Origin of the sequence: Clostridioides mangenotii TR (genome assembly GCF_000498755.1) — a bacterium.
Classification (GTDB): Bacteria; Bacillota; Clostridia; order Peptostreptococcales; family Peptostreptococcaceae; genus Metaclostridioides; species Metaclostridioides mangenotii_A.
In genome coordinates, this window is sequence record NZ_AXUS01000033.1 from 1 (window position 1) to 22,294 (window position 22,294).

19 protein-coding genes, 2 pseudogenes and 1 other annotated feature are annotated in these 22,294 nt (G+C 31.7%); of the genes and pseudogenes, 4 read left to right on the forward strand and 17 right to left on the reverse strand.

All coding sequences use genetic code 11. From position 1 onward, the window contains the following. Positions 1-61 precede the first annotated feature (61 nt). Complete coding sequence (locus T473_RS0113675; protein ID WP_024622405.1) at positions 62-1,528, reverse strand: YfcC family protein; 1,467 nt, start codon at positions 1,526-1,528, stop codon at positions 62-64. A gap of 294 nt (positions 1,529-1,822) precedes the next feature. Here T473_RS0113675 and T473_RS18165 point away from each other — a divergent pair. Then, positions 1,823-2,122, forward strand: a pseudogene (locus tag T473_RS18165) (N-acetyltransferase family protein); the annotation flags it as partial. Between the two features lie 48 nt (positions 2,123-2,170). Here T473_RS18165 and T473_RS0113685 read toward each other — a convergent pair. From T473_RS0113685 to T473_RS0113700, 4 genes are all read right to left on the reverse strand, one after another. After that, on the reverse strand, positions 2,171-2,941 hold the full coding sequence (locus tag T473_RS0113685) for a TatD family hydrolase (RefSeq protein WP_024622407.1): 771 nt from the start codon (positions 2,939-2,941) through the stop codon (positions 2,171-2,173). Positions 2,942-2,964: 23 nt separating this feature from the next. Further along, positions 2,965-4,896 (reverse strand): methionine--tRNA ligase, encoded by a 1,932-nt coding sequence (metG, locus tag T473_RS0113690; protein WP_024622408.1) that lies wholly within the window; start codon positions 4,894-4,896, stop codon positions 2,965-2,967. Between the two features lie 108 nt (positions 4,897-5,004). Continuing rightward, positions 5,005-5,230 (reverse strand) — a binding site (T-box leader). A gap of 167 nt (positions 5,231-5,397) precedes the next feature. Then, positions 5,398-5,919, reverse strand: coding sequence for a spore maturation protein (locus tag T473_RS0113695; RefSeq protein ID WP_024622409.1), 522 nt, complete (start codon positions 5,917-5,919; stop codon positions 5,398-5,400). A gap of 16 nt (positions 5,920-5,935) precedes the next feature. Further along, the gene (locus T473_RS0113700; RefSeq protein WP_029791827.1) at positions 5,936-6,499 is read right to left on the reverse strand and encodes a nucleoside recognition domain-containing protein; all 564 of its coding nucleotides are present in this window, start codon (positions 6,497-6,499) and stop codon (positions 5,936-5,938) included. A gap of 151 nt (positions 6,500-6,650) precedes the next feature. Here T473_RS0113700 and T473_RS0113705 point away from each other — a divergent pair, with 151 nt between their 5' ends. Together T473_RS0113705 and T473_RS0113710 are read left to right on the forward strand one after the other, a co-directional pair. Then, a complete protein-coding gene (locus T473_RS0113705; RefSeq protein ID WP_024622411.1) occupies positions 6,651-8,081 on the forward strand; it encodes a nicotinate phosphoribosyltransferase in 1,431 nt (476 codons plus the stop codon). Positions 8,082-8,114: 33 nt separating this feature from the next. Beyond that, complete coding sequence (locus T473_RS0113710) at positions 8,115-8,543, forward strand: Lrp/AsnC family transcriptional regulator (RefSeq protein WP_024622412.1); 429 nt, start codon at positions 8,115-8,117, stop codon at positions 8,541-8,543. A 225-nt stretch (positions 8,544-8,768) separates the two neighbouring features. Here the strand turns inward: T473_RS0113710 and T473_RS0113715 are convergent, their stop codons facing one another. The 11 genes and pseudogenes from T473_RS0113715 to T473_RS0113760 all read right to left on the reverse strand — a co-directional run bounded on the left by T473_RS0113715 (position 8,769) and on the right by T473_RS0113760 (position 18,697). Further along, entirely contained in the window at positions 8,769-9,467 is a 699-nt protein-coding gene (locus T473_RS0113715; protein ID WP_024622413.1) for an HD domain-containing protein, read from the reverse strand. Positions 9,468-9,481: 14 nt separating this feature from the next. Next, positions 9,482-10,318 carry a 16S rRNA (cytidine(1402)-2'-O)-methyltransferase gene (gene rsmI / locus T473_RS0113720; RefSeq protein WP_024622414.1) on the reverse strand — a complete coding sequence of 279 codons (837 nt, stop codon included), beginning with the start codon at positions 10,316-10,318 and terminating at the stop codon, positions 9,482-9,484. After that, positions 10,319-11,070: pseudogene (locus tag T473_RS16920) on the reverse strand (tRNA1(Val) (adenine(37)-N6)-methyltransferase). It abuts the gene before it with no gap. A 67-nt stretch (positions 11,071-11,137) separates the two neighbouring features. After that, positions 11,138-12,031, reverse strand: coding sequence for a PSP1 domain-containing protein (locus tag T473_RS0113730; RefSeq protein ID WP_024622415.1), 894 nt, complete (start codon positions 12,029-12,031; stop codon positions 11,138-11,140). Next, positions 12,028-12,963 (reverse strand): DNA polymerase III subunit, encoded by a 936-nt coding sequence (locus T473_RS0113735; RefSeq protein WP_024622416.1) that lies wholly within the window; start codon positions 12,961-12,963, stop codon positions 12,028-12,030. The genes T473_RS0113730 and T473_RS0113735 overlap by 4 nt, the downstream gene beginning before the upstream one ends. Positions 12,964-12,966: 3 nt before the next feature. Further along, complete coding sequence (locus T473_RS0113740) at positions 12,967-13,656, reverse strand: dTMP kinase (protein WP_024622417.1); 690 nt, start codon at positions 13,654-13,656, stop codon at positions 12,967-12,969. 143 nt (positions 13,657-13,799) lie between these two features. Continuing rightward, positions 13,800-15,293: an aminotransferase class I/II-fold pyridoxal phosphate-dependent enzyme gene (locus T473_RS0113745; RefSeq protein ID WP_024622418.1), complete on the reverse strand. Its 1,494-nt coding sequence runs from the start codon at positions 15,291-15,293 to the stop codon at positions 13,800-13,802. A gap of 59 nt (positions 15,294-15,352) precedes the next feature. Next, positions 15,353-15,538: a DUF378 domain-containing protein gene (locus T473_RS16925; RefSeq protein ID WP_330369516.1), complete on the reverse strand. Its 186-nt coding sequence runs from the start codon at positions 15,536-15,538 to the stop codon at positions 15,353-15,355. Positions 15,539-15,710: 172 nt separating this feature from the next. Continuing rightward, entirely contained in the window at positions 15,711-16,022 is a 312-nt protein-coding gene (locus tag T473_RS20260; RefSeq protein WP_330369517.1) for a 4Fe-4S cluster-binding domain-containing protein, read from the reverse strand. Then, positions 16,004-16,249: a 4Fe-4S cluster-binding domain-containing protein gene (locus T473_RS20265; RefSeq protein ID WP_330369518.1), complete on the reverse strand. Its 246-nt coding sequence runs from the start codon at positions 16,247-16,249 to the stop codon at positions 16,004-16,006. Before T473_RS20265 ends, T473_RS20260 begins: the two co-directional genes overlap by 19 nt. A 96-nt stretch (positions 16,250-16,345) precedes the next feature. Next, the gene (locus T473_RS0113760; RefSeq protein ID WP_024622419.1) at positions 16,346-18,697 is read right to left on the reverse strand and encodes an anaerobic ribonucleoside triphosphate reductase; all 2,352 of its coding nucleotides are present in this window, start codon (positions 18,695-18,697) and stop codon (positions 16,346-16,348) included. A gap of 448 nt (positions 18,698-19,145) precedes the next feature. Here T473_RS0113760 and T473_RS0113765 point away from each other — a divergent pair, with 448 nt between their 5' ends. After that, on the forward strand, positions 19,146-20,327 hold the full coding sequence (locus T473_RS0113765) for a pyridoxal phosphate-dependent aminotransferase (RefSeq protein WP_024622420.1): 1,182 nt from the start codon (positions 19,146-19,148) through the stop codon (positions 20,325-20,327). A 129-nt stretch (positions 20,328-20,456) separates the two neighbouring features. On the opposite strand, the gene T473_RS0113770 is transcribed toward T473_RS0113765, so the two are convergent. Further along, positions 20,457-22,211: a sigma-54-dependent Fis family transcriptional regulator gene (locus tag T473_RS0113770; RefSeq protein ID WP_024622421.1), complete on the reverse strand. Its 1,755-nt coding sequence runs from the start codon at positions 22,209-22,211 to the stop codon at positions 20,457-20,459. Positions 22,212-22,294: the final 83 nt, after the last annotated feature.

The following is a 22,294-nucleotide window of genomic DNA, read 5'->3' on the forward strand; positions in this document are numbered from 1 at the left end:
ATATTATCACTCTAGAATTTGTTTTACCATTATATGAAAATTAAAAATAAATTTTAATTTATTATAATATGAAGTTCGCTGAAAGTAAAACTATTAAACTAATTGATATAAGTAGTATTACTGGTTTTTTAACAAATTTAAGCCATGTACCATAACTTATTTTATTTATTTCTATAGATGCCATAAGAACTCCTGAAGTAGGGCAAGTTAAATGTGCTATACCATGTGCTGTTACATATATAATAACCATTAGTTCTGGTGAAATTCCAACATTACAAGCTAATCCTCCCATAATAGGCATTGAAACATATGCTAACCCTGATGATGATGGAATCAATATACTCAAAAAGAAAAATATAATATATGAGCCTAATACAAAAATAACTGGCGATACTCCTTGTAATAGATGACTAGCTCTATCGAGTATAAACATATCTAGATTTGTTTCAGACATAAGTACTGAAGTTCCTCTTGATACTACAATAATCATTACTACTGGAACAACATCTTTAGCGCCTTGCATAAATGCTTCTATTAGTTTTTTTTCGCCGAGTTTACATATAATCCCAATTAATATTGCTATAGAGAGAAACCACATAGCTAAATCTCCAAAATACCATTGTCCCCAAGGTTCTCCAGTTAATATATTTGACCAATTATCAAATATATTAATATTAAATTTTTGCCATGGAATTAATGATATAAACATGACAAGAAATGAAAACCCAAATATATACATTGTTATCTTTTGATTTTTAGTTAAAGGCTTTATTTCTTCATTACCTATTTTAATATTTTCATTCATATGACAATATTCTGATTCAGATAAAATACTAAACTTCATATTACTCTTTACTTTCTTCGCATATCTCATAACATAAATAATAGTAACAATTGTAGTAAGTAATAATACTATACCACCTAATCCAAATATAATCCCCGCATTAGTGTCTATTCCTATTCCCTTTAGTGAATCCATTGCAACACCTGTAGAAAAAGGATTTATTGTAGATCCTACAATTCCTACCCCACTTCCAAGTAAAACCACACCCAATACAACCATTGTATCAAATCCAGCAGCTAGTAATGCAGCAGTTAGAATACCATATAGAGGAATAGTTTCTTCCCCAAAACCAAAAGTAGTTCCTCCTATTGCAAAAAATATAATAAGTATAGGCAATAGAGATAACTCTCTACCTTTAAGTTTATTTAATGCTGAATTTAATGATGATGATAATGCTTTTGTTTCGTTAACCACATTTATAAAGCCTGATAACATAAATATAAATATTGCTATATCCATTGCATTTTTAAAGCCATTAAATGTAGCCATATAGAACACTGAAAATTTTGCTGGAACTACTTGAGCTATGCTGTCTTTAGACATCATAATCTCCTCTGCTATTGGAGATCCTGCAAATAATAAAGAACTTAATACTAATAAAATTTGTAGTATATATAATATACTAAATGATGTTAGAGAAAGCTTTTTTCTATGCTCTTTCTCTCTTAATGAATCAGTTCCCAATGTTATACCCCCCTCGTATAATATAGTTGTAGTTAAAAACTACTTAATCCTTTTCTATTTCATATTCTTTATGAGATAATATTTGTAACAGATAGAGGTCGTAGTTTTTCTCCTTGAAGCAAAATCTTCCTTAAAAGGAGTTACTCCTCTTCTTTACGTCTTTATGTGAATGAGCTGGATAGCACTTAGTTGCTTTATATTTAACGAGGTTGCATCGACGTAAAGTTCTAGAGGTCATTTTCTATCTGTAATATCTTATTAAAAACTAATTGATTTTATGTTTTATATGTAAGACCAAGAATGAGAAATATTGGAGCTGGAAAGTCATTACTTTCAGCTTTGGGAAAAATAGCTACAGATATAGGCTGTGGTAGATTAGATTGGTGGTGTCTTGATTGGAATAAATCTTCTATAGAGTTCTATAAAAAGATGGGAGCAATTCCACTGGATGAATGGATAAATATAATTCATCTTCCAATGAAATTAATATGGTGTGAAATGTCGTTTTTTGTTATAAAATATAAAATCTTTGCACTTTGCCATCGAAATTTTATTTTTCATTTATTATATCTACACATTATTAATAATCAATAAAATAACCATAAAAAGCGACTGCAAAATCGCAGTCGACTCTTTAAATTACTATTCTATTCCGAAAAATATCTTGGCATTTTCCTTAGTTCTCTCACAAACCTCTTCATATGAAATTCCCTTTTCCTGGGCAATTTTATCAGCAACAAATGCTACTAATGAAGGATCATTTCTCTTTCCTCTATGAGGTTCTGGTGCCATATACGGTGAATCAGTCTCTATAAACAATTTATCTAGAGTTATTTCTCTAGCTACTTCCCTAACTTTTCTACTGTTTTTAAAAGTTACTGTTCCTGGTATCGATATATAGCATCCCATCTTTATATATTCTCTTGCCAACTCTACACTTCCACTGTAGCAGTGAAGAACACAACCGATTTCATCGCTTTTATACTCTTTGATTATGTCAAAAGTATCTGCATGTGCATCTCTGTCGTGGATTATTATAGGTAATTTTAGCTCATTAGCAAGCAAAATTTGTTTCTTAAACCACTCTTTTTGGACTTCTCTAGGTGAATGATCGTAATAATAATCAAGCCCTATCTCTCCTATTGCAACGACCTTATTATTTTTAGTCACCATCTCTCTAAGTGTCTCTATTGCTGAATCGTCAAGTTCCGATACATCATGTGGATGTACACCCACAGCTGCGTATATAAAATCGTATTTATTAGATAATTCTACTGCAGATTTAGAAGTCTCTATATCCGCACCTGGATTTACCACTAAATCCACGTTGTTTTCTCTAAGCGATTTAATCAGTTCATCTCTATCTTCATCAAATCTCTCATCATTTAAATGTGCATGTGAGTCAAATAACATTTATTCACTTCCTTCTTATATTGCTAACGGACTTCGCATCCATCCTTAGCTCCAGTAGTGTGTGGAAGAACTAAATCGTCTCCATCATCCCCAGCGGCTAGTATCATTCCTTGTGATTCTACGCCTCTAAGTTTAACTGGCTTCAAATTACATACTACTGAAACTTCTTTTCCTACTAAGTCTTCTGGCTTGTACCATTTAGCTATTCCAGAAACAATTTGTCTTGTTTCAGGTCCAATCTTAACTTGTGAAACTAAAAGCTTATCTGCTTTAGGATGCTTTTCACATTTTATAATTTTACCCACTCTAAGCTCAACTTTATCAAAATCATCTATTGTTATTTCATCTTTATGAGTTAGAGGCTCTTCTTTTGGTTTATCTGAGAATATGCTTTCAAGCTCTTCAACTTCTTTATCAATATCTAATCTTGGGAATAAAGACTCTCCTTTAGATACTTTTACCCCTTCTTTTATAAGTCCAAAAGTCTTACTACTCTCCCAATTAGTTAAATCTTCTTGACCCGCTATTCCTAATTGATCGTATATTTTGTTTGCAGTCAAATTCATTATTGGATTGATCAGAGTTGCTATAACTCTTATAGATTCACAAAGATTGTATAGAACTGTATCTAATGTGTCTTTATTGCTCTCGTCTTTTGCTAAAGCCCAAGGCATTGTTTCATCTATATACTTATTAGTTCTTCTAACTAATTTCCAACAATTTTCTAAAGCTTCATGGAACTGTAGATTATCCATTTCTTTATTAAAGTTTTCTACTGATTCTTTCGCTTGTTTCTTTAGTTCAGAATCAAATTCAGTCTCTACTTTTGCAGTTGGTATTATTCCATCATTGTACTTTTCAACCATCGATACTGTTCTGCTTACAAGGTTACCTAAGTCATTTGCTAAATCAGAATTGATTCTTGAAATAAAGTTTCTATTTGTATAACTTCCATCGTTTCCAAATGCAAATTCTCTAAGTAAGAAGTATTTAAGAGCATCTACTCCGTATCTTTCTATTAATGGCTCTGGATACACTACGTTTCCTTTTGACTTACTCATCTTGTCATCGGCAAATAGTATCCAACCTGTCCCGTATACTTGTTGAGGAACTTCTAGATCTAAAGCCATAAGTATTGCAGGCCATATAATAGTATGGAATCTCACTATCTCTTTACCAACTAGTTGTACGTTTGCTGGCCAGAATTTTTTCATCTCTTCATCGTGATCAGTCATATATCCTAAAGCTGTGATATAGTTGCAAAGAGCATCCACCCAAACATAAATTACATGTTTTTCATCGAATGGCACTTTTATCCCCCAGTCAAATGTAGTTCTAGTTACACTAAGGTCTTCAAGCCCCTTATCTAAGAAGTTTGAAACCATTTCATTTCTTCTCGCAGCTGGAACACAGAAATTATCTCTCTTAAATAATTCTTTTAATCTATCTTCATACTTTGATAGTTTGAAGAAATACGATTCTTCTTTAACTAGATAAGTCTCTCTTCCACAGTCAGGGCATTTATCCCCTTCTAGAAGTTGTGATTCTGTCCAGAAACTCTCACATGGAGTACAATATCTACCTTCATATTCTCCCTTATATATGTCGCCTTGCTCATATAGTTTAGTAAATATTTTTTGTATAATTTCAGTATGTCTTGATTCGGTAGTTCTTATAAAATCATCGTAAGATATATCTAAGTTTTTCCATAGATCTTTTATACTAGCTATTATTTCGTCTAAGAATTCTATTTCTGTCTTTCCCTCTTTAATCGCTGTCTTTTGGATTTTTTCGCCGTGTTCATCAGTACCTGTTAAAAACTTTACATCGTACCCACAGAAACGCTTATATCTAGCTATTGCATCTGCTGCAACTGTAGTATAAGTATGGCCTATATGTAATCTCCCACTTGGGTAGTATATAGGCGTTGTTACATAAAAATTCTTTTTAGTCATTGCTTACCTCCTAAATTCTCCTTATCAATTTAGCGTTTATTGGGGTTTTACTCACTAAATTGTGGCTTCTATTTAATTTTTTGAAAATAAAAAACTCGCTCCTATAAATATAGGGGCGAGATTAATCACGGTACCACCCTAATTATCTGTCTGTAAAAATAAACAGATACCTTAGAAGACTATAACGCGTCCAAACGTTTTACCCTAAAAGCAAATCGCTCCTTAGGCAAAAAGCTCCGAGACCATATTCAATAAACATTTTTTATTAGATCTCACCAAACTCTAACTCTCTGTGCAAAAATAATCTATTTACTCTTCTCTTCTTAGCATTTTTTATATATAACCTAATCTTATTAAAATTATCTGTTTTTGTCAATGAGTTTTCTCACTACAAGAATATTTAAACAGAATTTTCTTACTATTATTTATGATAGAAATTTTATTTATATATTCTATCATTCCTGAAAACTGTAAATACATACATAAAATTTAATTAAAAAATTAAACGAAAACTACATAGCATATAAATACTGAAGCAATTACTCCTGCTACATGGCTTATCAATGCGCAAGTAAGTGTGTGCCCAGTGTTTTTAATTTTTAATCTTCCATAGTAAATTGCCATTGTATAAAAAACAGTCTCTGATGCTCCCACAATTGTCGAGCCCATTCTCTCTACAATAGTATCTATACCTACCCTCTGTGCCAGCTCGCTGTAAACTCCTAGAGCTCCACTTCCAGAAAGAGGCTTGATCGTGATTAGTCCGATTAACTCTTTTGGGATACTCATAGCTCTTGCAATCGGTGAAAATATCCATTCTAGCATTTCTATGCCTTTTCCTGACTTAAATATACCTATAGCTAAGAATATACCAATTATGTACGGAAGAATCCCCCAAGCAGCCTTTAGTCCATCCACAGCCCCCCTTACAAAACTATCAAATACATCTACCTTCTTATATTTACCATAACCAACTATGTACAAGATTATTATAGGTATGAGGAAATTTGAAAACAGCTCCATAATCTATACCCCCCATCTATATTTTTTCTCTTCGTCTCTTTTGAAAAAATCTACAACTAAGTATCGCCACTATAGTTGAAACCATAGTTGCAAACAAAGTCGTAATTATTATTTCACTTGGATTTCGTGATCCCATGTCCATTCTCAACTTGATTATAGTAAAAGGTATAATTTGAACAGATGAAATATTTATCACCAAGAACATAATCATATCGTTAGTCGCTGTGTCTTTTTTACTGTTTAGTGTCTGAAGTTCATCCATAGCTTTTAGACCGAATGCTGTAGCTCCATTTCCAGCTCCAAGCATATTCAACGCTATATTCATAACTATAAACGACATAGCTTTATGACCTTTAGGTACTGTTGGAAATAAAAGCTTCATAACACCGCTTAGCTTTTCTCCTATTTTTTCTATAAGCCCAGACTCTTTTGCAATATTCATAATCCCCATCCAAAGAGCCATAATTCCAGCAAGACTTATAGCAAAATCAATTCCAGAGGATGTTTCCGAAAGAATAACTTTGTTTAATTCACCTAAATTATTAAAAGCTATACTTCCAATTATTCCTATTGTAATCATATAGAACCATATCTTTCCTATTTGAAACCACCTCCCTCTTGAATAATTTTATGAGTCTAGGGGCATACTTTATACTTGAAAATTGGACTATATTGTGTTTTAGTATTATTGTGTAGAGTTTTAATTAATTATTATTACAAGGAGATTTCATATGAGAAATTTAACACTTCTTACTGACTTGTATCAGCTAACTATGTTGAATGGTTATTTTGAAAACAATGTTCATGAAGATATCGTGGTTTTTGACATGTTTTTTAGAAAAAACGCCTGTAATGGCGGGTATACAATAATTTGTGGAATAGATCAACTTGTTGAATATATAGATAATTTACACTTCTCTGATTCCGATATGGAGTACATGAAAAGTTTAAATTTATTTTCTGATAAGTTCTTAGATTTTATGAAAAATTTTAAATTCACTGGAGACATATATGCTGTTGAAGAGGGTACGATTATGTTCCCTAATGAGCCAGTTATAACAGTAAAAGCACCTTTGTATCAAGCCCAGATTATAGAAACGGCTATGCTTACTATGGTGAACTTCCAATCGCTAATAGCTACAAAAGCCTCTAGAGTATGTTTTGCAGCTCAAGGAGATCCTGTGCTAGAGTTTGGTCTACGCAGAGCTCAAGGACCTGACGCTGGCATATATGGGGCCAGAGCAGCAGTAATAGGTGGATGTGTAGCGACGTCTAATTTACTAGCTGGTAAAAAATTTGATCTACCAGTAGCTGGAACACATGCGCATAGCTGGGTTCAAAAGTTTGACGATGAATTAGAGGCATTTGAAGCATATGCTAGAGTTTATCCAGACAAATGTATGTTGCTAGTAGATACTTACAATGTTCTTGAAAGCGGAGTACCAAACGCTATAAAAGTTTTTAAAGATGTATCTGAAAAAGGATATAAGCCAATTGGAATTAGGCTTGATTCGGGAGATCTTACTTATTTATCTAAAGAAGCTAAACAAATGCTCGATGATGCTGGTTTCCCTAATGTGACCATAACAGCATCTAACGACTTAGATGAGTACACTATTACTGCGTTAAAAGCTGAAGGTTCAAAGATAAATTCATGGGGAGTAGGAACAAAACTTATAACATCTGCGGATTCTCCTGCACTCGGTGGAGTTTACAAACTTGCAGCTTCTTATGAAGACGGCGTACTTACCCCAAAAATAAAAATTTCTGCTAATCCAGAAAAAATCAATAATCCCGGCTATAAAAAAGTAGTCAGAATTTACAGCGAAAATGGCAAAGCAGAGGCTGATCTAATTACATTGCACGATGAAAAAATAGATGAATCAAAACCTCTAGAGATTTTCCATCCTACTTATACATGGAAAACTAAAACTTTTAAGAAATATAAGATAAAAGATTTACTTCAGCCACTGTATATAAACGGAATATCAAAATATAATAAAAAGACTGTTACTGAAATAAAAAATCATGTACAATATGAATTAAGTACAATTTGGAATCAGTATAAAAGACTTTCCAATCCGCACATATATAAGGTCGACCTATCAAAAGAATTATGGGATTTAAAAACAAAGATGATAGATTCTAAGAAATCTCTATAGTATTATCATTTTTTATTAAGGGAGGAATTGTTGATGGATGTTACAGATTACAGAATCATAGAAATTTTGCAAGAAGATGGAAGGGTTTCCATGAAGGATTTAGGCAAGATAGTTGGTTTAACTTCTCCTGCTGTATCAGAAAGAGTTAAGAGATTAGAAGAGGCCGGAATAATTCAAGGATACAAGGCAATTGTAAATCCTGACAAGCTAGGTAGGGTCATAAAAGCATTTATTCATATTGCTTTACCAAGCAACCAATATGAAGAATTTATTGAAGCAGCAAGAAAAGATACTCGTATCGTTGAATGTCATCATATAACTGGAGATGACTGTTCTCTACTAAAGGTTCTTGTTAAAGATATGTACGAGCTAGAAAACGTTATCGACAGTATTAAATCAATCGGATCGACTAAAACTTCGGTTATCCTGTCGACACCAATCCAGGCTAAATCAATTTTATAAATAAAATAGGAGACCCAATACATTGTGTCTCCTATTTTTATCATTTTTACAGTAATTCAATTGAAAAATTGCCTTTTGCTAGCTCAAATAACTCTCTAAATTCTTTTTCTAGGTTTTCTATTTCATTAAGATTATGCTTTGGTTAATCATTTTTTACCTGATTGAGAAAATTTCTGAGATATTTTTACCGATACGAAATAATTTTTAATTCAATAAATCTCTGTATTAGCGATAGAAATAAATATAGTTGGTTATTACATACTCAGCAAATATTTTTAATATGCTCGGATCTTCTTTGGGATCTAACAGCCTTCTTGTAGATATTATATCGACATACCCTAGAATCATCATTCCGATGGTATCGTCCTGTAATTCTTCAAAAATCTCAAATAATTTCGTCTTGCTCAAATCATTAGTTTTGAAAAGCTGAAGTAATGTCATATGATGCCTTACATATTTATACACTAAATCAATTAAACTTATATCTTCACCTATCCCAGAAAGTAAATCTTTAGATATATCCGAACCAGTTATCTCATGACCTCTAAAGCGAGTTCTTCCTTCACTATCTACAGTCCTACTTGCTGGCTTTCCAATATCGTGTAAAAATATTCCAATTTTTAAAGCATCTTTTTTAGTAACATTATCGCAGATTTCTGTATCCAAGTAGTTCTTAACAAAATCAGCCAAATGACTTGAAAAGAAACTCATTGTACCTGCAGACATAATACTTTCATACTCTTTTAATGCGTTAATTGAGTGCTCATAACAATTTACCTTGTGGTATTTGCACTCTCCCACTTGCTTCATTTCTACTACTTGGGGGATAATTTTCTCTAAAATACCTTCTCTATCAAGCTTTATCAATATTTCACTTGTATTAAATTTGCTAAAACTATCAATAAACTCTCTAGCATATACCATAAAATGCACCTACTTTATATATCTAATACCTGTTTATACACTATATCTTTCTTAAGCTTTCTGTCCTTGCAAACTATTTTTATAGCTTCTTTTTTATCTATACCATCTTCTATAAGTTTTATAACATATTCTCTGTCATTCAAAGAGCTATAATCATTTGTCTTAGTTTTCTCTCCAGTAAACCCCTCTAATATCAATACGAATTCACCTTTAACCTCATCTCTGTCATTAAAAATATCCAAAGTCGTCCCTACATCATTTCTTAGTATCTCTTGATATTTTTTGGATATCTCTCTATTTACACATATATTTCTATTTCCGAGTATTTTCAAGATATCTTTTAAAGTTTCTTTAAGTCTATGAGGTGATTCATATAAAATGATCGTTCTATCCTCTTCTTTGATCTCTTCTAGTCTTCTACGTCTAATCTTCTTATCTCTATCCAAAAAACCTTCAAATACAAACTTCCCTGTGTCCATTCCGGATCCAACTAATGCAGTTACAAATGCTGTAGCTCCTGGTAAAACCTCGACTTCTATATTATTGGCTATTGCTTTTTTTATTATTCCTTCTCCTGGATCAGAAATACCTGGCATTCCTGCATCACTTATTACCGCTATATTTTCTCCATCGAGTAATTTATTTATAAGGTAGTCCCCTTTTGAACTTTCGTTATGCTCATGATAACTAGTCAAAGGTTTTGATATATCAAAATGATTTAACAGTTTAATACTATGTCTTGTATCTTCTGCAGCTATTAAATCTACTTCATTTAATACTCGCAATGTTCTATAAGTTATGTCCTCTAGATTTCCAATTGGTGTAGGACATATGTATAATTTACCACTCATTTAAACCTCTCCTATATCTTCATTTTCATATATGCTATTAATTTCCTCAGTATAATTCCCATCATTATCGTATACATAAAGTGGATCCAAAATCTTCAAATCCGGGCCTCCACATTTTGCATACTCAACTAATAATAAGTTAGGCGCCTTGTTTGGTTTAGGATGTATAAATCTAATAACCTTTGGCTCCATTTTATATTTCCTTCCTATAGTAATTATATCTACAAGCCTTGTAGGTCTGTGAATCATATAAAACTTTCCTTGATTAGTTAAAAGCATAGAGGCAGCTTTTATTACATCATCTAAATTACATTTAACCTCATGTCTAGATATAGCTTTCTTATTATTTGGGTTTTTTATTCCATCAGTATGCATATAAGGCGGATTTGAAGTTACTACATTGCACATATTCTTCCCAAGGGTTTTCTCAATATCTTTGATATCCCCATTTATAATTTCAACTCTATCCTCTAGATCATTTAATCTTACAGACCTAGTAGCCATTTCATGTACATCTTCTTGGATCTCTACTCCAATTATTTTTTTGCCTCACTTTTTCCAGAGATCAGAATAGGCACTATCCCAGTTCCTGTACCTAAATCAACTACAGTTGATCCTTTTTTTACTTTTGCAAAGTTTGCAAGCAATACTGCATCTACTCCAAAACAGAATCCCTCTGTATCTTGTATTAATTTCAACCCTTTAAATTGTAAGTCATCTATTCTTTCAGTAGGCTTTAACTCAACCTCCATAAATTCTCCTTTCCATCGTTAAGATTAAAAAAAGGTGGAATCAATCCCACCATTTTTTAGTTCTATATTAATCTTCTAATTTTTTAAGTTCTTTAAGAGTCGCTGCATCCAAACCATCGTCATGTTTATTTTGGCATTTACAGTTATCACATCTCTTCGCTTCTTTTAGTATCTTTACCTCTTCTCTCAAATACAGCTTAATAGTCTTGTCCTGATATTCAACCTTTATTTGTTCAAGAAGTGGATTTATCTCACACACTCTACCTTTTCCGTCGTCTGTTTGAACCAATGAACCTATAGCAGGCATTATATCAAGAGCTTCAGCATACACTTCGTGCTCATATTTAAGACAACAGAATAATCTAGCACATATACCAGATATTTTTGTTGGGTTTAACGATAAACTTTGATCCTTTGCCATTTTTATTGATACTGGTTGGAAATCTCCTAGCCAAGATGAACAGCAAAGCTTTCTACCGCAAGGACCAAGCCCTCCTATCGATTTTGCTTCATCTCTTACCCCTATTTGTCTAAGCTCTATTCTAGTTTTAAATATAACGGCTAAGTCTTTTACAAGCTCTCTAAAATCTATTCTTCCCTCTGCCGTAAAATAGAATATTAATTTATTTCTATCAAAAGTGTATTCGCAATCGATTAAATACATATCTAAGTTATGTTCTTTAATCTTTTTCTGGCACACTTCAAAAGTTTCTTTAGCTTTTTCTTTGTTTTCACGGTAGATATTTTTATCGTCTTCAGTAGCTATTCTTATAATAGGTTTTAAAGCAGTCGCGAGTTCGGCCTCATCCATCTCTCTTGGGCCCACAACTACCTTACCAAACTCTAATCCCCTAGCTGTTTCAACAACAACATCCATATTTTTTTCTATATCAAAATCGACTGGGTCAAAATAGTACACTTTACCAGCATTCTTAAATCTTACACCTACTATCTTTATCATTTAATCACCTCATATATATTTAAAAACATAACCTGCATGTTTATATTAAAGTTACAATTACTCCTTGATTTTTTCTTTGCCTCTTCTATTATACCAATAATTCTAGAGACTTGAGAATAGGTAATTTTTATACTTATGCTTTCAAGAAAATTTATTTTGTCAATATTTATAAGCATATCCCTGTCAACACGCTCTTTAAGCAATACTATATCTCTAAAATAATCTATTATTATATCCAATAAATCTATTATTTTTGATTTGTATTTATCTATATCATTTGGTAATTCTAAAATATCAACTGTATTTTTATCAAATAATACTTTAATATATTTCTGAACATCGTCTCTCATATCAGTAAACTCTGTTGAATTTGCTAAATCCAATGCCCTCTCTAAACTGCCTCTTGAAAATGAAGTTAGGAGAGTTGATTTTTTTTCTTCAATCCCATTTTGAACTAGATATCCAATCATCTCATTATGTGGAATTGAATTAAATTTTACTATATCACATCTAGATTTAATTGTATTAAGCAACGCTTCTTTGTTGTTTGTAACTAATATTATTATTGCATACTGAGGTGGTTCCTCCAATGTTTTAAGAAGTGCATTTTGCGCTTCTACAGTCATTTTCTCAGCATTGTTTAATATATATATTTTGTATTTATTGTGTGGTTTGATTATTATATCAGACTGTAGCTTTCTAATTTGATCTACTTTTACACTGTTGCCATTAGGAAATACATCTATATAGTCTGGGCTATTCTCAGGATGCTCTATTTCAAGAAGTATCTTTGCTAATTCATAAGCCATTTTCTTCTTTCCTATTCCATCGATGCCATCAAACATATACGCACTATTTAGTTTGTCGTTATTAATCGAACTCTTTAAGTACTTCTTTGCAAAACTTTGACCTATTATATTATCAAAATACATAATCTATCTCTCCACATTATTTATTGAATCAAGAGCATACTTATAAACCTCTTCATGTATGCTATCAATACTCTTTAGCTTGCCGTCTTCAACACAATTTATCTTATTCCAATTATATTTATCGGCTATATCTATGGAATTATTATAACACTTAGATAGATACTCCACATCTACTTCGTGTATATCCTTTTCCGCTTCTCCAGTTATTTTATTTTTTCTATTTTTCATAAGCTTTGTACTGTATTCAATTGGTACATCCAAAAATATTACACAGTCTGGTTTAGGGATTTTAAACATCTCAAATTCGTATTCTGTCAACCAATCTAAATACTTATCCCTTTCAGATATATCCATTTTAGAGGCTTGGTGTACCATATTTGATGTAGTGTATCTGTCAGCGATAACTATACCACCAGCTGTATAAAACTCTTCCCATTCTGTCTTAAAAGACGCGTATCTATCAACTGTAAAAAATGTAGATGCTACATAAGGATCTACGTCAGAAGCACTTTTTCCAAAATCACCCTTCAGATACATTTTTACAAGAGCAGAAGACTCTGATTTATAATTTGGATATTCTACCTTTTTAATATTATGACCCTCACTTATCAATCTATCAAATAATTTCGATGTTTGAGTTGCCTTTCCACTCGCATCAGAACCACTTTCTATAATTATCAATTTACCGCTCAATTCGATACCTCCATACAATGACTACAGTCTCTATAAATAAAAATAACTACAATCTTAATATCTAAAGTTGTATAATTCCTACATCTTTATATATAACATATCTGATTTATGAATAACTAATTACTGCAGTCTAATAATTTCTTTTATATATCAACACTATTATCTATTACTTCTATAAATTTTAAATCTTTATCCCTAGATCCACTAATATACATCCCTTTTTCTTTGCAGTAAAGTATGTACTCTAATACTTCTCTATCCACAATTTCTCCCGGTGAAATAAGATTCACACCCGGCGGATAGGGTGTTAGACTTTCTGCACATATTTGTCCTATGCTTTTATCTATTTTAACACTTTTCGTGTGTTTATAAAATGCTTGTAAAGGAGTTAATGCTTTTTTAGGTGTTATTTTTGGAAATTCTATCTGATCTAAAATTTTTTTACCCTTTATATTCTTCTTTATATCCATCAGCGCAATTTTAAGCATATCGAAATCATCTATTTCATTTGCTATACTACACAATAAAAGTACCCCATAATAATTAGAAAGTTCCACTTGTATATTGTATTTGTATCTTAAAATCTCTTCAAATTTATATCCATCTATACCCAACTCAGTTGAAGAAATAAATATCTTCGTTTTATCTGTAGGTTGGAATATTTTAAAATCTGCAGCGTTCTTTAGGTAAGTATTTTTAACAGGTCCAGTTTTATATAAATTGATATCGCTATCTATGTATTCTACATCAAAATTGCTATTAAATTCAGTAATATTCAGTAAAAGCTCTTCCATTAGCTTCTTTCCGTATCTTTCGTATATATCAACTGCAATCTCCAGTGATGTTAATAGCAAATACGATGGGCTTGAAGATTCTAGTATTCTCAGAAAACTCGATATCTTATTGGCATCAACTCTAGTGCTATTCAAATGTAATAATGATGATTGGGTAAATGAAGGGAGCGTCTTGTGACAACTTTGAATTACAATATCTGCATCTAATTTCAAGGAACTAGTCGGAAGCTTATCGCTAAGCTCTAAATGTGCTCCATGCGCTTCATCAACTATCACTAAAATACCTTTACTATGTGCATATTCACATATTTTTCCTAAATTATATGTCATACCATAGTAAGTCGGATATGTAAGTACAACAGCTTTTGCATCTAAGTTTGAATCAATAACTTTTTTTACAGATTCTATATTTACACCTTTAAGTATACTTGTTTTCTCACAAATATTAAACGGAATATAAACTGGATCAATATTTCCCATTACACATGTATTAACAACCGATTGGTGACAATCCCTGTTTACAATAATTTTACTATCGTTGTCATTACAAACAGATAAAATTGCTGCCTGAATTCCACAGGTACTTCCATTAACTAAATAATATGTATGTTTCGCGTTAAACACTTTGGCTGCCCTCTCCTGCGATCTTTTGATAATTTCCTCTGGAGAGTGCAGGTTGTCAGTTCCTATTATCTCAGTTGTATCTATTTTATATATTTCATCTAAAATTTCACTGTACCCTAGTTTTTTAAATATCCTACCATTTTTATGACCAGGAGTGTGAAACGATATTATGTTTTTATTTTTATTTTCGATCAATCTATTAATAATAAAGTTTTTCATATATCCCCCTAAAAAATATTTAAGCCGCTGATTTATTATCAACGGCTTAAACTTACAGATTAATATTTTCTATCATCTGACATTAAACTTGGTATTAAGTATAGTCCAGCAAGACCAACTATAAAGAATATAATTCTACTTACCATCGAGTAAGTTCCTCCAAATATACTTCCTATTAAGTCGATACCTAATATTCCAATAGCTCCCCAGTTAAGGCTCCTATTATTGCTAGTATTAATGCACATTTTCTCATTAAATAATCACTCCTCAAGAAATTAAAATTTTTATTTTATAATAATTCCTGAGAATAGTTTACCCAATTTTTTTATTTATACTATAATTTTAACATATTTTTTAAAATTTCGTAGGTCTACATATATATCCCAAGAGGATTTAAAATTTTTAAAATATATTTTTCTACTCTGCAATAGATAAATCTCTATCTACATAAACGCTACTTAAGCAAACTTGTTTATTTTTTAAGCTCTTCTGAACATCAATTATCCTCTGATTAGATGATCCTCTAAATGTCAAACTTATATCTTTTTTCTCTTCTACGAATTTTCCATCTACTAAAATATCTATGTTTTTAAGTAATTTCAAATTTTTGAAGTAAGCGTCATTTGATTTATCCAAAAGTTTTTCATAATTAAATCCAGTGTATGCCCATACATCTAGATTGTATTTTTTTGCTTCACATGCTATTTCTTCTAAAGCTTCGGGTTGCAAAATGGCTCTCCACCAGAAAGTGTAATTCCCTTTTGCAATTTTAGAGTCTTTAGTTTATCAATTATTTCGTTAGTTTCTATTTCAAATCCACCGCACAGATCGTGTGTTTGCGGATTGTGGCAATCCTTGCAATTATGGATACAACCTTGAGTCCATATTACCATTCTAAGCCCCGGTCCATCTACAATACTGTCAGAGATAATCGATGATGATAATCTTAATTTCATTAATTAATCCCCCTAAATCTATTATTTTATCATAAGTTTATATCTGTATATATAAAGCTTTATACTTTAACTTTCTATATTTTAAAGTTAAATATCTTATCTATGTTTAACTCTGTCCATTACTTCTGCTTTTTTAGCATTATTAAATCTATCCACTGTCCCAACTAAGTATCCAGTAATTCTTCTTATTCTATCAAATTTTACTGGACTGTCGTTTTCATCTCTTCCGCACACTGGACATATGTTTCCAGGTATAACTCCAGAGAATCCACATACTGGGTCTCTATCAACAGGATGGTTTATACTTCCGTATCCTATTCCCATATCTCTCATAGCTCTTATTATAGTTTCAAAAGCTTCTAAGTTGTTTGAAGTGTCTCCATCTAGTTCTACATAAGTTATATGCCCAGCATTAGTAAGTTCATGGTATGGAGCTTCCTTTGCTATTTTATCAAATGCACTCATATTATAGTAAACAGGAACATGGAATGAATTAGTATAATAATCTCTATCAGTTATTCCCTTGATTTCACCGTAAGCCTTCTTGTCTATTCTAGTAAATCTACCAGAAAGCCCTTCAGCTGGTGTAGCTATCAAAGAGAAGTTCAATTTGTACTGTTCTGCTGCATCGTCCATTCTTTTTCTCATATGAGATATTATTTTTATACCCAAATCTTGAGCTTCTTTACTCTCTCCGTGATGCTGACCTATAAGTCCTACAAGACACTCAGCTAGCCCAATAAATCCTATTGTAAGCGTACCTTGTTTTATAATTTCATTTAACTTATCCTCTGGATCTAATTTTTCAGAATCTAGCCATACACCTTGTCCCATCAAGAATGGGAAGTTTTTCATTCTCTTATTACCTTGAACCTGCATTCTTTCCAACAATTGATCTATCAACAGATCTATTTTTTTATCAAGATCTTTAAAAAATCCATCGATATCTGTGCTTTCACCTTTAGCTACTCCGTGCTTAATACCAAGTCTTGGAAGGTTTATAGTTGAGAAAGATAGATTTCCTCTACCGCTCACAGTCTCTGGTCCGCAGACATTAGATACAACTCTAGTTCTACATCCCATATAAGTTGCTTCAGTATCAGGATCGCCCTCTTTATAGTACTTCGCATTATATGGAGCGTCTAAGAAACTGAAATTAGGAAACAATCTTTTTGCAGAAACTCTACAAGCAAGTTTGAATAGATCGTAATTTGGATCTTCAGGATTTAAACTTACTCCTTCTTTAACTTTGAAAATAAGTATTGGGAATATAGGAGTTTCTCCATTACCAAGGCCTTTTTCTAAAGATAGTAGAAGGTTTTTAGTTACCATTCTACCTTCTTCTGATACATCTGTACCGAAATTCACACTAGAAAATGGAACTTGTGCACCTGCTCTAGAGTGCATTGTATTTAAATTGTGTATAAAAGCTTCCATAGACTGGTAAGTTCTCTTATCAGTTTCCTTTATAGATTCTTCATATGCAAATTCTTGTGTTCTCTTCGCAAGCTCTGTATCTATATCTAACTCTTTTATAAGATTTTTATACTCTGATTTTAGATAAACTTCATCTCTGCTTAGTCCGACTTTTCTAGATGTCTCTTCTTCAGTTTTATTTACTATATCTTTTATTTTAGATTCATCATCCAATCCTTTAAACAATTTTAAAGATTTAGATATATTTCCAATATAAAACTTTTTAAATGTCTTATAAACTCCTTCAGCTAGTCCATAGTCAAAGAAAGGTATGCTTTGTCCGCCATGTTGATCATTCTGGTCGCTTTGTATAGCTATTGCAGCCAAAGCACCGTAACTTATAATATCATTTGGCTCTCTTAAAAATCCATGACCAGTTGAAAATCCACCTTTAAATAGTTTTCTTACATCTATTTGACAACATGTAAGAGTTCCCATATTAAAAAAGTCCATATCGTGTATATGTATATCACCATTATCATGAGCAAAAGCATGTTCTGGTTTCAATGAATACGTCTTACAAAACTCTTTAGACACTGTACTACCGTACTGTAACATAGTACCCATAGCAGTGTTTCCATTTATATTAGCATTTTCTCTCTTTATATCTGCGTTGTCTGCATCTTCGAAAGTAATCTCTTCAATAGACTTCATAAGTCTAGTCTTTGAGTTTCTTACTCTACTTCTCTCGGTTCTGTAGATTATGTACTCTTCACTAGTTCTAGCATGTCCAGATTCTATAAGGACTTTTACTACAGCATCTTGTACATCTTCCACCCCTGGAGTCTCTTCTGCGAACTTTTTATTTAAATGTCTTATAACCTCATTTGTCAATTCCTCAGAAACTTTATAGTCAGGAACAGTACCCTCTTTTTCAGCTACACTTGTAGCAGCTAAAAATATAGCTCTCGTAACTCTATCTTGATTAAAAGGTATTGTTCTACCATCTCTCTTTTTTACAGACTTAACCACTTTGAAAATCCCCCATTCACCAATTTATATCATCTTTTGTTATAAATTTAATATTTTTTGTATAATTTTTTATATAATATCATTTATTATTTCAGATTAATGTCGCTTATTATTTACATAATACACTCTCACTATATATAGTGTTTCATTTTTTGCTAACCACTATATGTAGTGTTAAATGTCGAAAAAATCCCCTTCAACTAAGTTAAAGGGACTTTCTATTCTTAAGCTATTTAAAGATTACCAAATTTAATTGAGATAGTCAATATTGATCAACTTATTGAAATTGCTATCTGTATATTTTGAACACCAGCAATTGTAATACTTATAACCAAAATAAATATTTTTGTATTTTTGAGCATAATTTTAGTAATAATTGAATAAATCATATATGTTAAATTCAATTTTTATCGTATAATATAAATAGTTATTTTTAAGGAGGGATCTTATGTTATCAGATAAATTAAACTTTTTAACTCCATCCTATACAGTAGGTATTAGTTCTAAAGTAAAAGAAATGAAGAAAAACGGAATTGATGTAATAAACCTTAGTATTGGTGAACCAGATTTCAACGTTCCCGAAAAAGCGAAATCATATGGAATTGATTCTTTAAATATGAATTACACAAAATACGATTTAGTACCAGGCCTTGCAGTATTAAGAGAAGAAATCTGCAATAAGTTAGAAAAAGAAAATAAATGCAACTATACGCCTGACGAAATAGTAGTAACTAGTGGTGCCAAGACATCTATAACTAACGCTATTTTAGCGATTACAAACAGCGGTGACGAAGTTATACTTCCAAAACCATATTGGGTTAGTTATCCTGAAACAATTAAGCTGTTAGGCGCAGTCCCAGCATTTTTAGATACAAAAAAAGAAAATGGATTTAAAGTTTCTAAAGAAGAATTAGAAAAAGCAATAACATCTAAAAGTAAAGCTATCGTAATCACAAATCCATCAAACCCAACAGGTAGTGTTTATACGAAGAAAGAATTAGAAGATATAGTTGATGTATGTATTAAAAACAACATCTATATAATAGCAGACGAAATATACGAAAGAATATGTTATATAGAAGAATTCACATCAGTAGCATCAATAAGTGAAGAAGCAAAGAATATAACTATTACTATAAATGGATTTTCAAAATCAGCAGCTATGACTGGACTTAGAGTTGGTTATACTGCAGCAAACAAAGAGATCTCTAAAGCGATGAGTTCTATACAAGGACATTTGGTATCACACCCTAGCATAACATCTCAGTACATAGCTTATGGAGCCTTAAAAGAATGTTCTAAAGATATAGACGAGATGGTAGACACATACAAATATAGAAGAAATCTAATTGTAGAAAAATTAGACTTAATGAACAATGTCGGTTATGTAAATCCAGATGGAGCATTTTATGCTTTTATAGACTTAAGCAAAGTCGCTGAAAAGTACGATTTTAAAGACAGTTTTTCAATAGAGTTTTGTGCTGAGTTTTTAGAAAAATGTAGAGTTGCTGTAGTTCCTGGCAAGGCATTTGGACTTGATAACTATGTTAGAATCTCTTACGCGTGTAACGAGAAGGACTTCTTAGAAGGACTTAATAGGATGGATCAGTTTATATCTTCAATTATGTAATTTTTTGAGGATATATGACAAAATAGATATAGAATTGTGAAAGGAAAAATCCCTGTACCACAGCTTGAGAAAAATGCTGTAACTGTACAGGGATTTTTATTCAACTTCTATTTCTACTTGTCATTTATATTATTTGTCCTCTATGTCGTAAAGATCCATCTTATAGTAAAGTGTCGACCTTGGTATGTTTAATAACTTAGCTGCAGTTGATTTATTTCCATCACTAACTTTTAATGCTTTAAGTATATGTTTAATTTCAATATCTCTCCTTGCCCTACTTAGATCTAGAGGGTAATCAGTATCGTCTAGATCTAAGTTTGATGACTCTAGAATATAACTTGGAATATCATCTGTTGTAATAGATTGTTTTTCCGATAAAACTACTATATTTTCTATGGTGTTCCTTAATTCCCTTATGTTACCTTTCCATTTGTAACTTTGGAAAGCTCTTATTACTCCATTGTCTAATTTTAAAATTTTTTTATTGTTGTTATTACAGATTTCTTCTAAAATGCTATGCGTAAGAATGCCGATATCTTCTTTTCTTTCGCGTAGTGGTGGTATATTTATTTCTATAACGTTTAATCTGTAGTATAAATCTTCTCTAAATTTCTCTTCTCTGACCATATCTTCTAAATCCTTATTAGTAGCGGAAATAATTCTAGGGTTAATTTTAATCGTCTTGCTACCCCCTACCCTTCTTATCTCTTTTTCTTGAAGAACCCTTAATAGTTTAGCCTGCATTGTACGAGGTAAATCAGCTATTTCATCTAAAAATAAAGTTCCATCGTGGGCTAGTTCAAATAGACCCATTTTACCTTTATCTCTAGCTCCAGTAAATGCTCCTGCTTCATAACCAAAAAACTCGCTCTCAAAAAGTTCTTTAGGTATTGCGCTACAATTGACAGGTATAAACTGGCCTTTTTTTTCACTGTAACTATGTATTGCTCTTGCAAATACTTCTTTTCCGGTACCACTTTCACCAAGTATAAGAATACTACTATTAGTTTTTGACACCTGTTTTGCAATAGTCTTTGACTTTTCTAGTTTGAAACTATTGCCTAAAATATTATCAAAACTTCCTTTCGATAAACTCTTTACTTCATCTTTTAAGTAGTTTAACGTATCATTTACTTTTTCAAGCTGCATTGATATGTTTTTCGCATCTATAATATCCACCTCTGTACCGACAACACCTATAAATTCATTATTATAAAATACTGGATTGACGTGAACTAGAGCGTATAAATTTTCTTTCTTGTCATTGAAGTATAGATCGCTCATTTCTTTTTTGCTATGTACTACTTTTTCACTTATTGTATTCTTTAAAAATAGATTCATAGGTTTTCCAACTATATCTTTTGCTTTTATGTCATACCTATCTTCCATAAATTTATTCCACAGTATTACTACACCATCTTTATTAGTTGCATATATGCCTTCCTTTATATGGCTCATAATGTAATTTAGAGTCATTTCATAATCTTCTAATAACATTTGATGATGCTCCCTTATATGCTCCTTACTTAGGATTCCAATGATATTTTCTTTTTTAAAAACCGGAAATAATTCTATATCGTTGTCTAGTGATATATCTCTACAATCATCTATTGTTAATCCTTTTTCTACCGAAATTATTTCAGTTCTCATTACATCTTTAATTTTTAAATTTTTATTGTTTGTCCCTTTATCAAACAATCTGTTCAAATCTGTTATAGATATTACTCCTGTCAACTTCCCTTTTGCATCAATTACTAATAGTGTCTTAACCTTGCCTTTAATTATTTCAACTAGTGCATCTTCAGCTTTCAAATCTTCTAGTATTGTTATGTATCCAGTATCCATTACTTCTTCTACTAACTTGACTTTAGGTATAGAAAACATTGCCTTTCCTCCCTTTGTATAGCCTGATAACGTTAACTTTATAATTATACTTATATTTTTTAAATACGCTTATGCTAAGATTA

Coding starts and splice junctions, on each gene's coding strand:
- T473_RS0113685 (WP_024622407.1), bottom strand. CDS start 2,941: ATGTTATTTGACTCACATGCACATTTAAATGATGAGAGATTTGATGAA.
- metG (WP_024622408.1), bottom strand. CDS start 4,896: ATGACTAAAAAGAATTTTTATGTAACAACGCCTATATACTACCCAAGT.
- T473_RS0113695 (WP_024622409.1), bottom strand. CDS start 5,919: ATGGAGCTGTTTTCAAATTTCCTCATACCTATAATAATCTTGTACATA.
- T473_RS0113700 (WP_029791827.1), bottom strand. CDS start 6,499: ATGATTACAATAGGAATAATTGGAAGTATAGCTTTTAATAATTTAGGT.
- T473_RS0113705 (WP_024622411.1), top strand. CDS start 6,651: ATGAGAAATTTAACACTTCTTACTGACTTGTATCAGCTAACTATGTTG.
- T473_RS0113710 (WP_024622412.1), top strand. CDS start 8,115: ATGGATGTTACAGATTACAGAATCATAGAAATTTTGCAAGAAGATGGA.
- T473_RS0113715 (WP_024622413.1), bottom strand. CDS start 9,467: ATGGTATATGCTAGAGAGTTTATTGATAGTTTTAGCAAATTTAATACA.
- rsmI (WP_024622414.1), bottom strand. CDS start 10,318: ATGAGTGGTAAATTATACATATGTCCTACACCAATTGGAAATCTAGAG.
- T473_RS0113730 (WP_024622415.1), bottom strand. CDS start 12,031: ATGATAAAGATAGTAGGTGTAAGATTTAAGAATGCTGGTAAAGTGTAC.
- T473_RS0113735 (WP_024622416.1), bottom strand. CDS start 12,963: ATGTATTTTGATAATATAATAGGTCAAAGTTTTGCAAAGAAGTACTTA.
- T473_RS0113745 (WP_024622418.1), bottom strand. CDS start 15,293: ATGAAAAACTTTATTATTAATAGATTGATCGAAAATAAAAATAAAAAC.
- T473_RS16925 (WP_330369516.1), bottom strand. CDS start 15,538: ATGTGCATTAATACTAGCAATAATAGGAGCCTTAACTGGGGAGCTATT.
- T473_RS20265 (WP_330369518.1), bottom strand. CDS start 16,249: ATGAAATTAAGATTATCATCATCGATTATCTCTGACAGTATTGTAGAT.
- T473_RS0113765 (WP_024622420.1), top strand. CDS start 19,146: ATGTTATCAGATAAATTAAACTTTTTAACTCCATCCTATACAGTAGGT.
- T473_RS0113770 (WP_024622421.1), bottom strand. CDS start 22,211: ATGTTTTCTATACCTAAAGTCAAGTTAGTAGAAGAAGTAATGGATACT.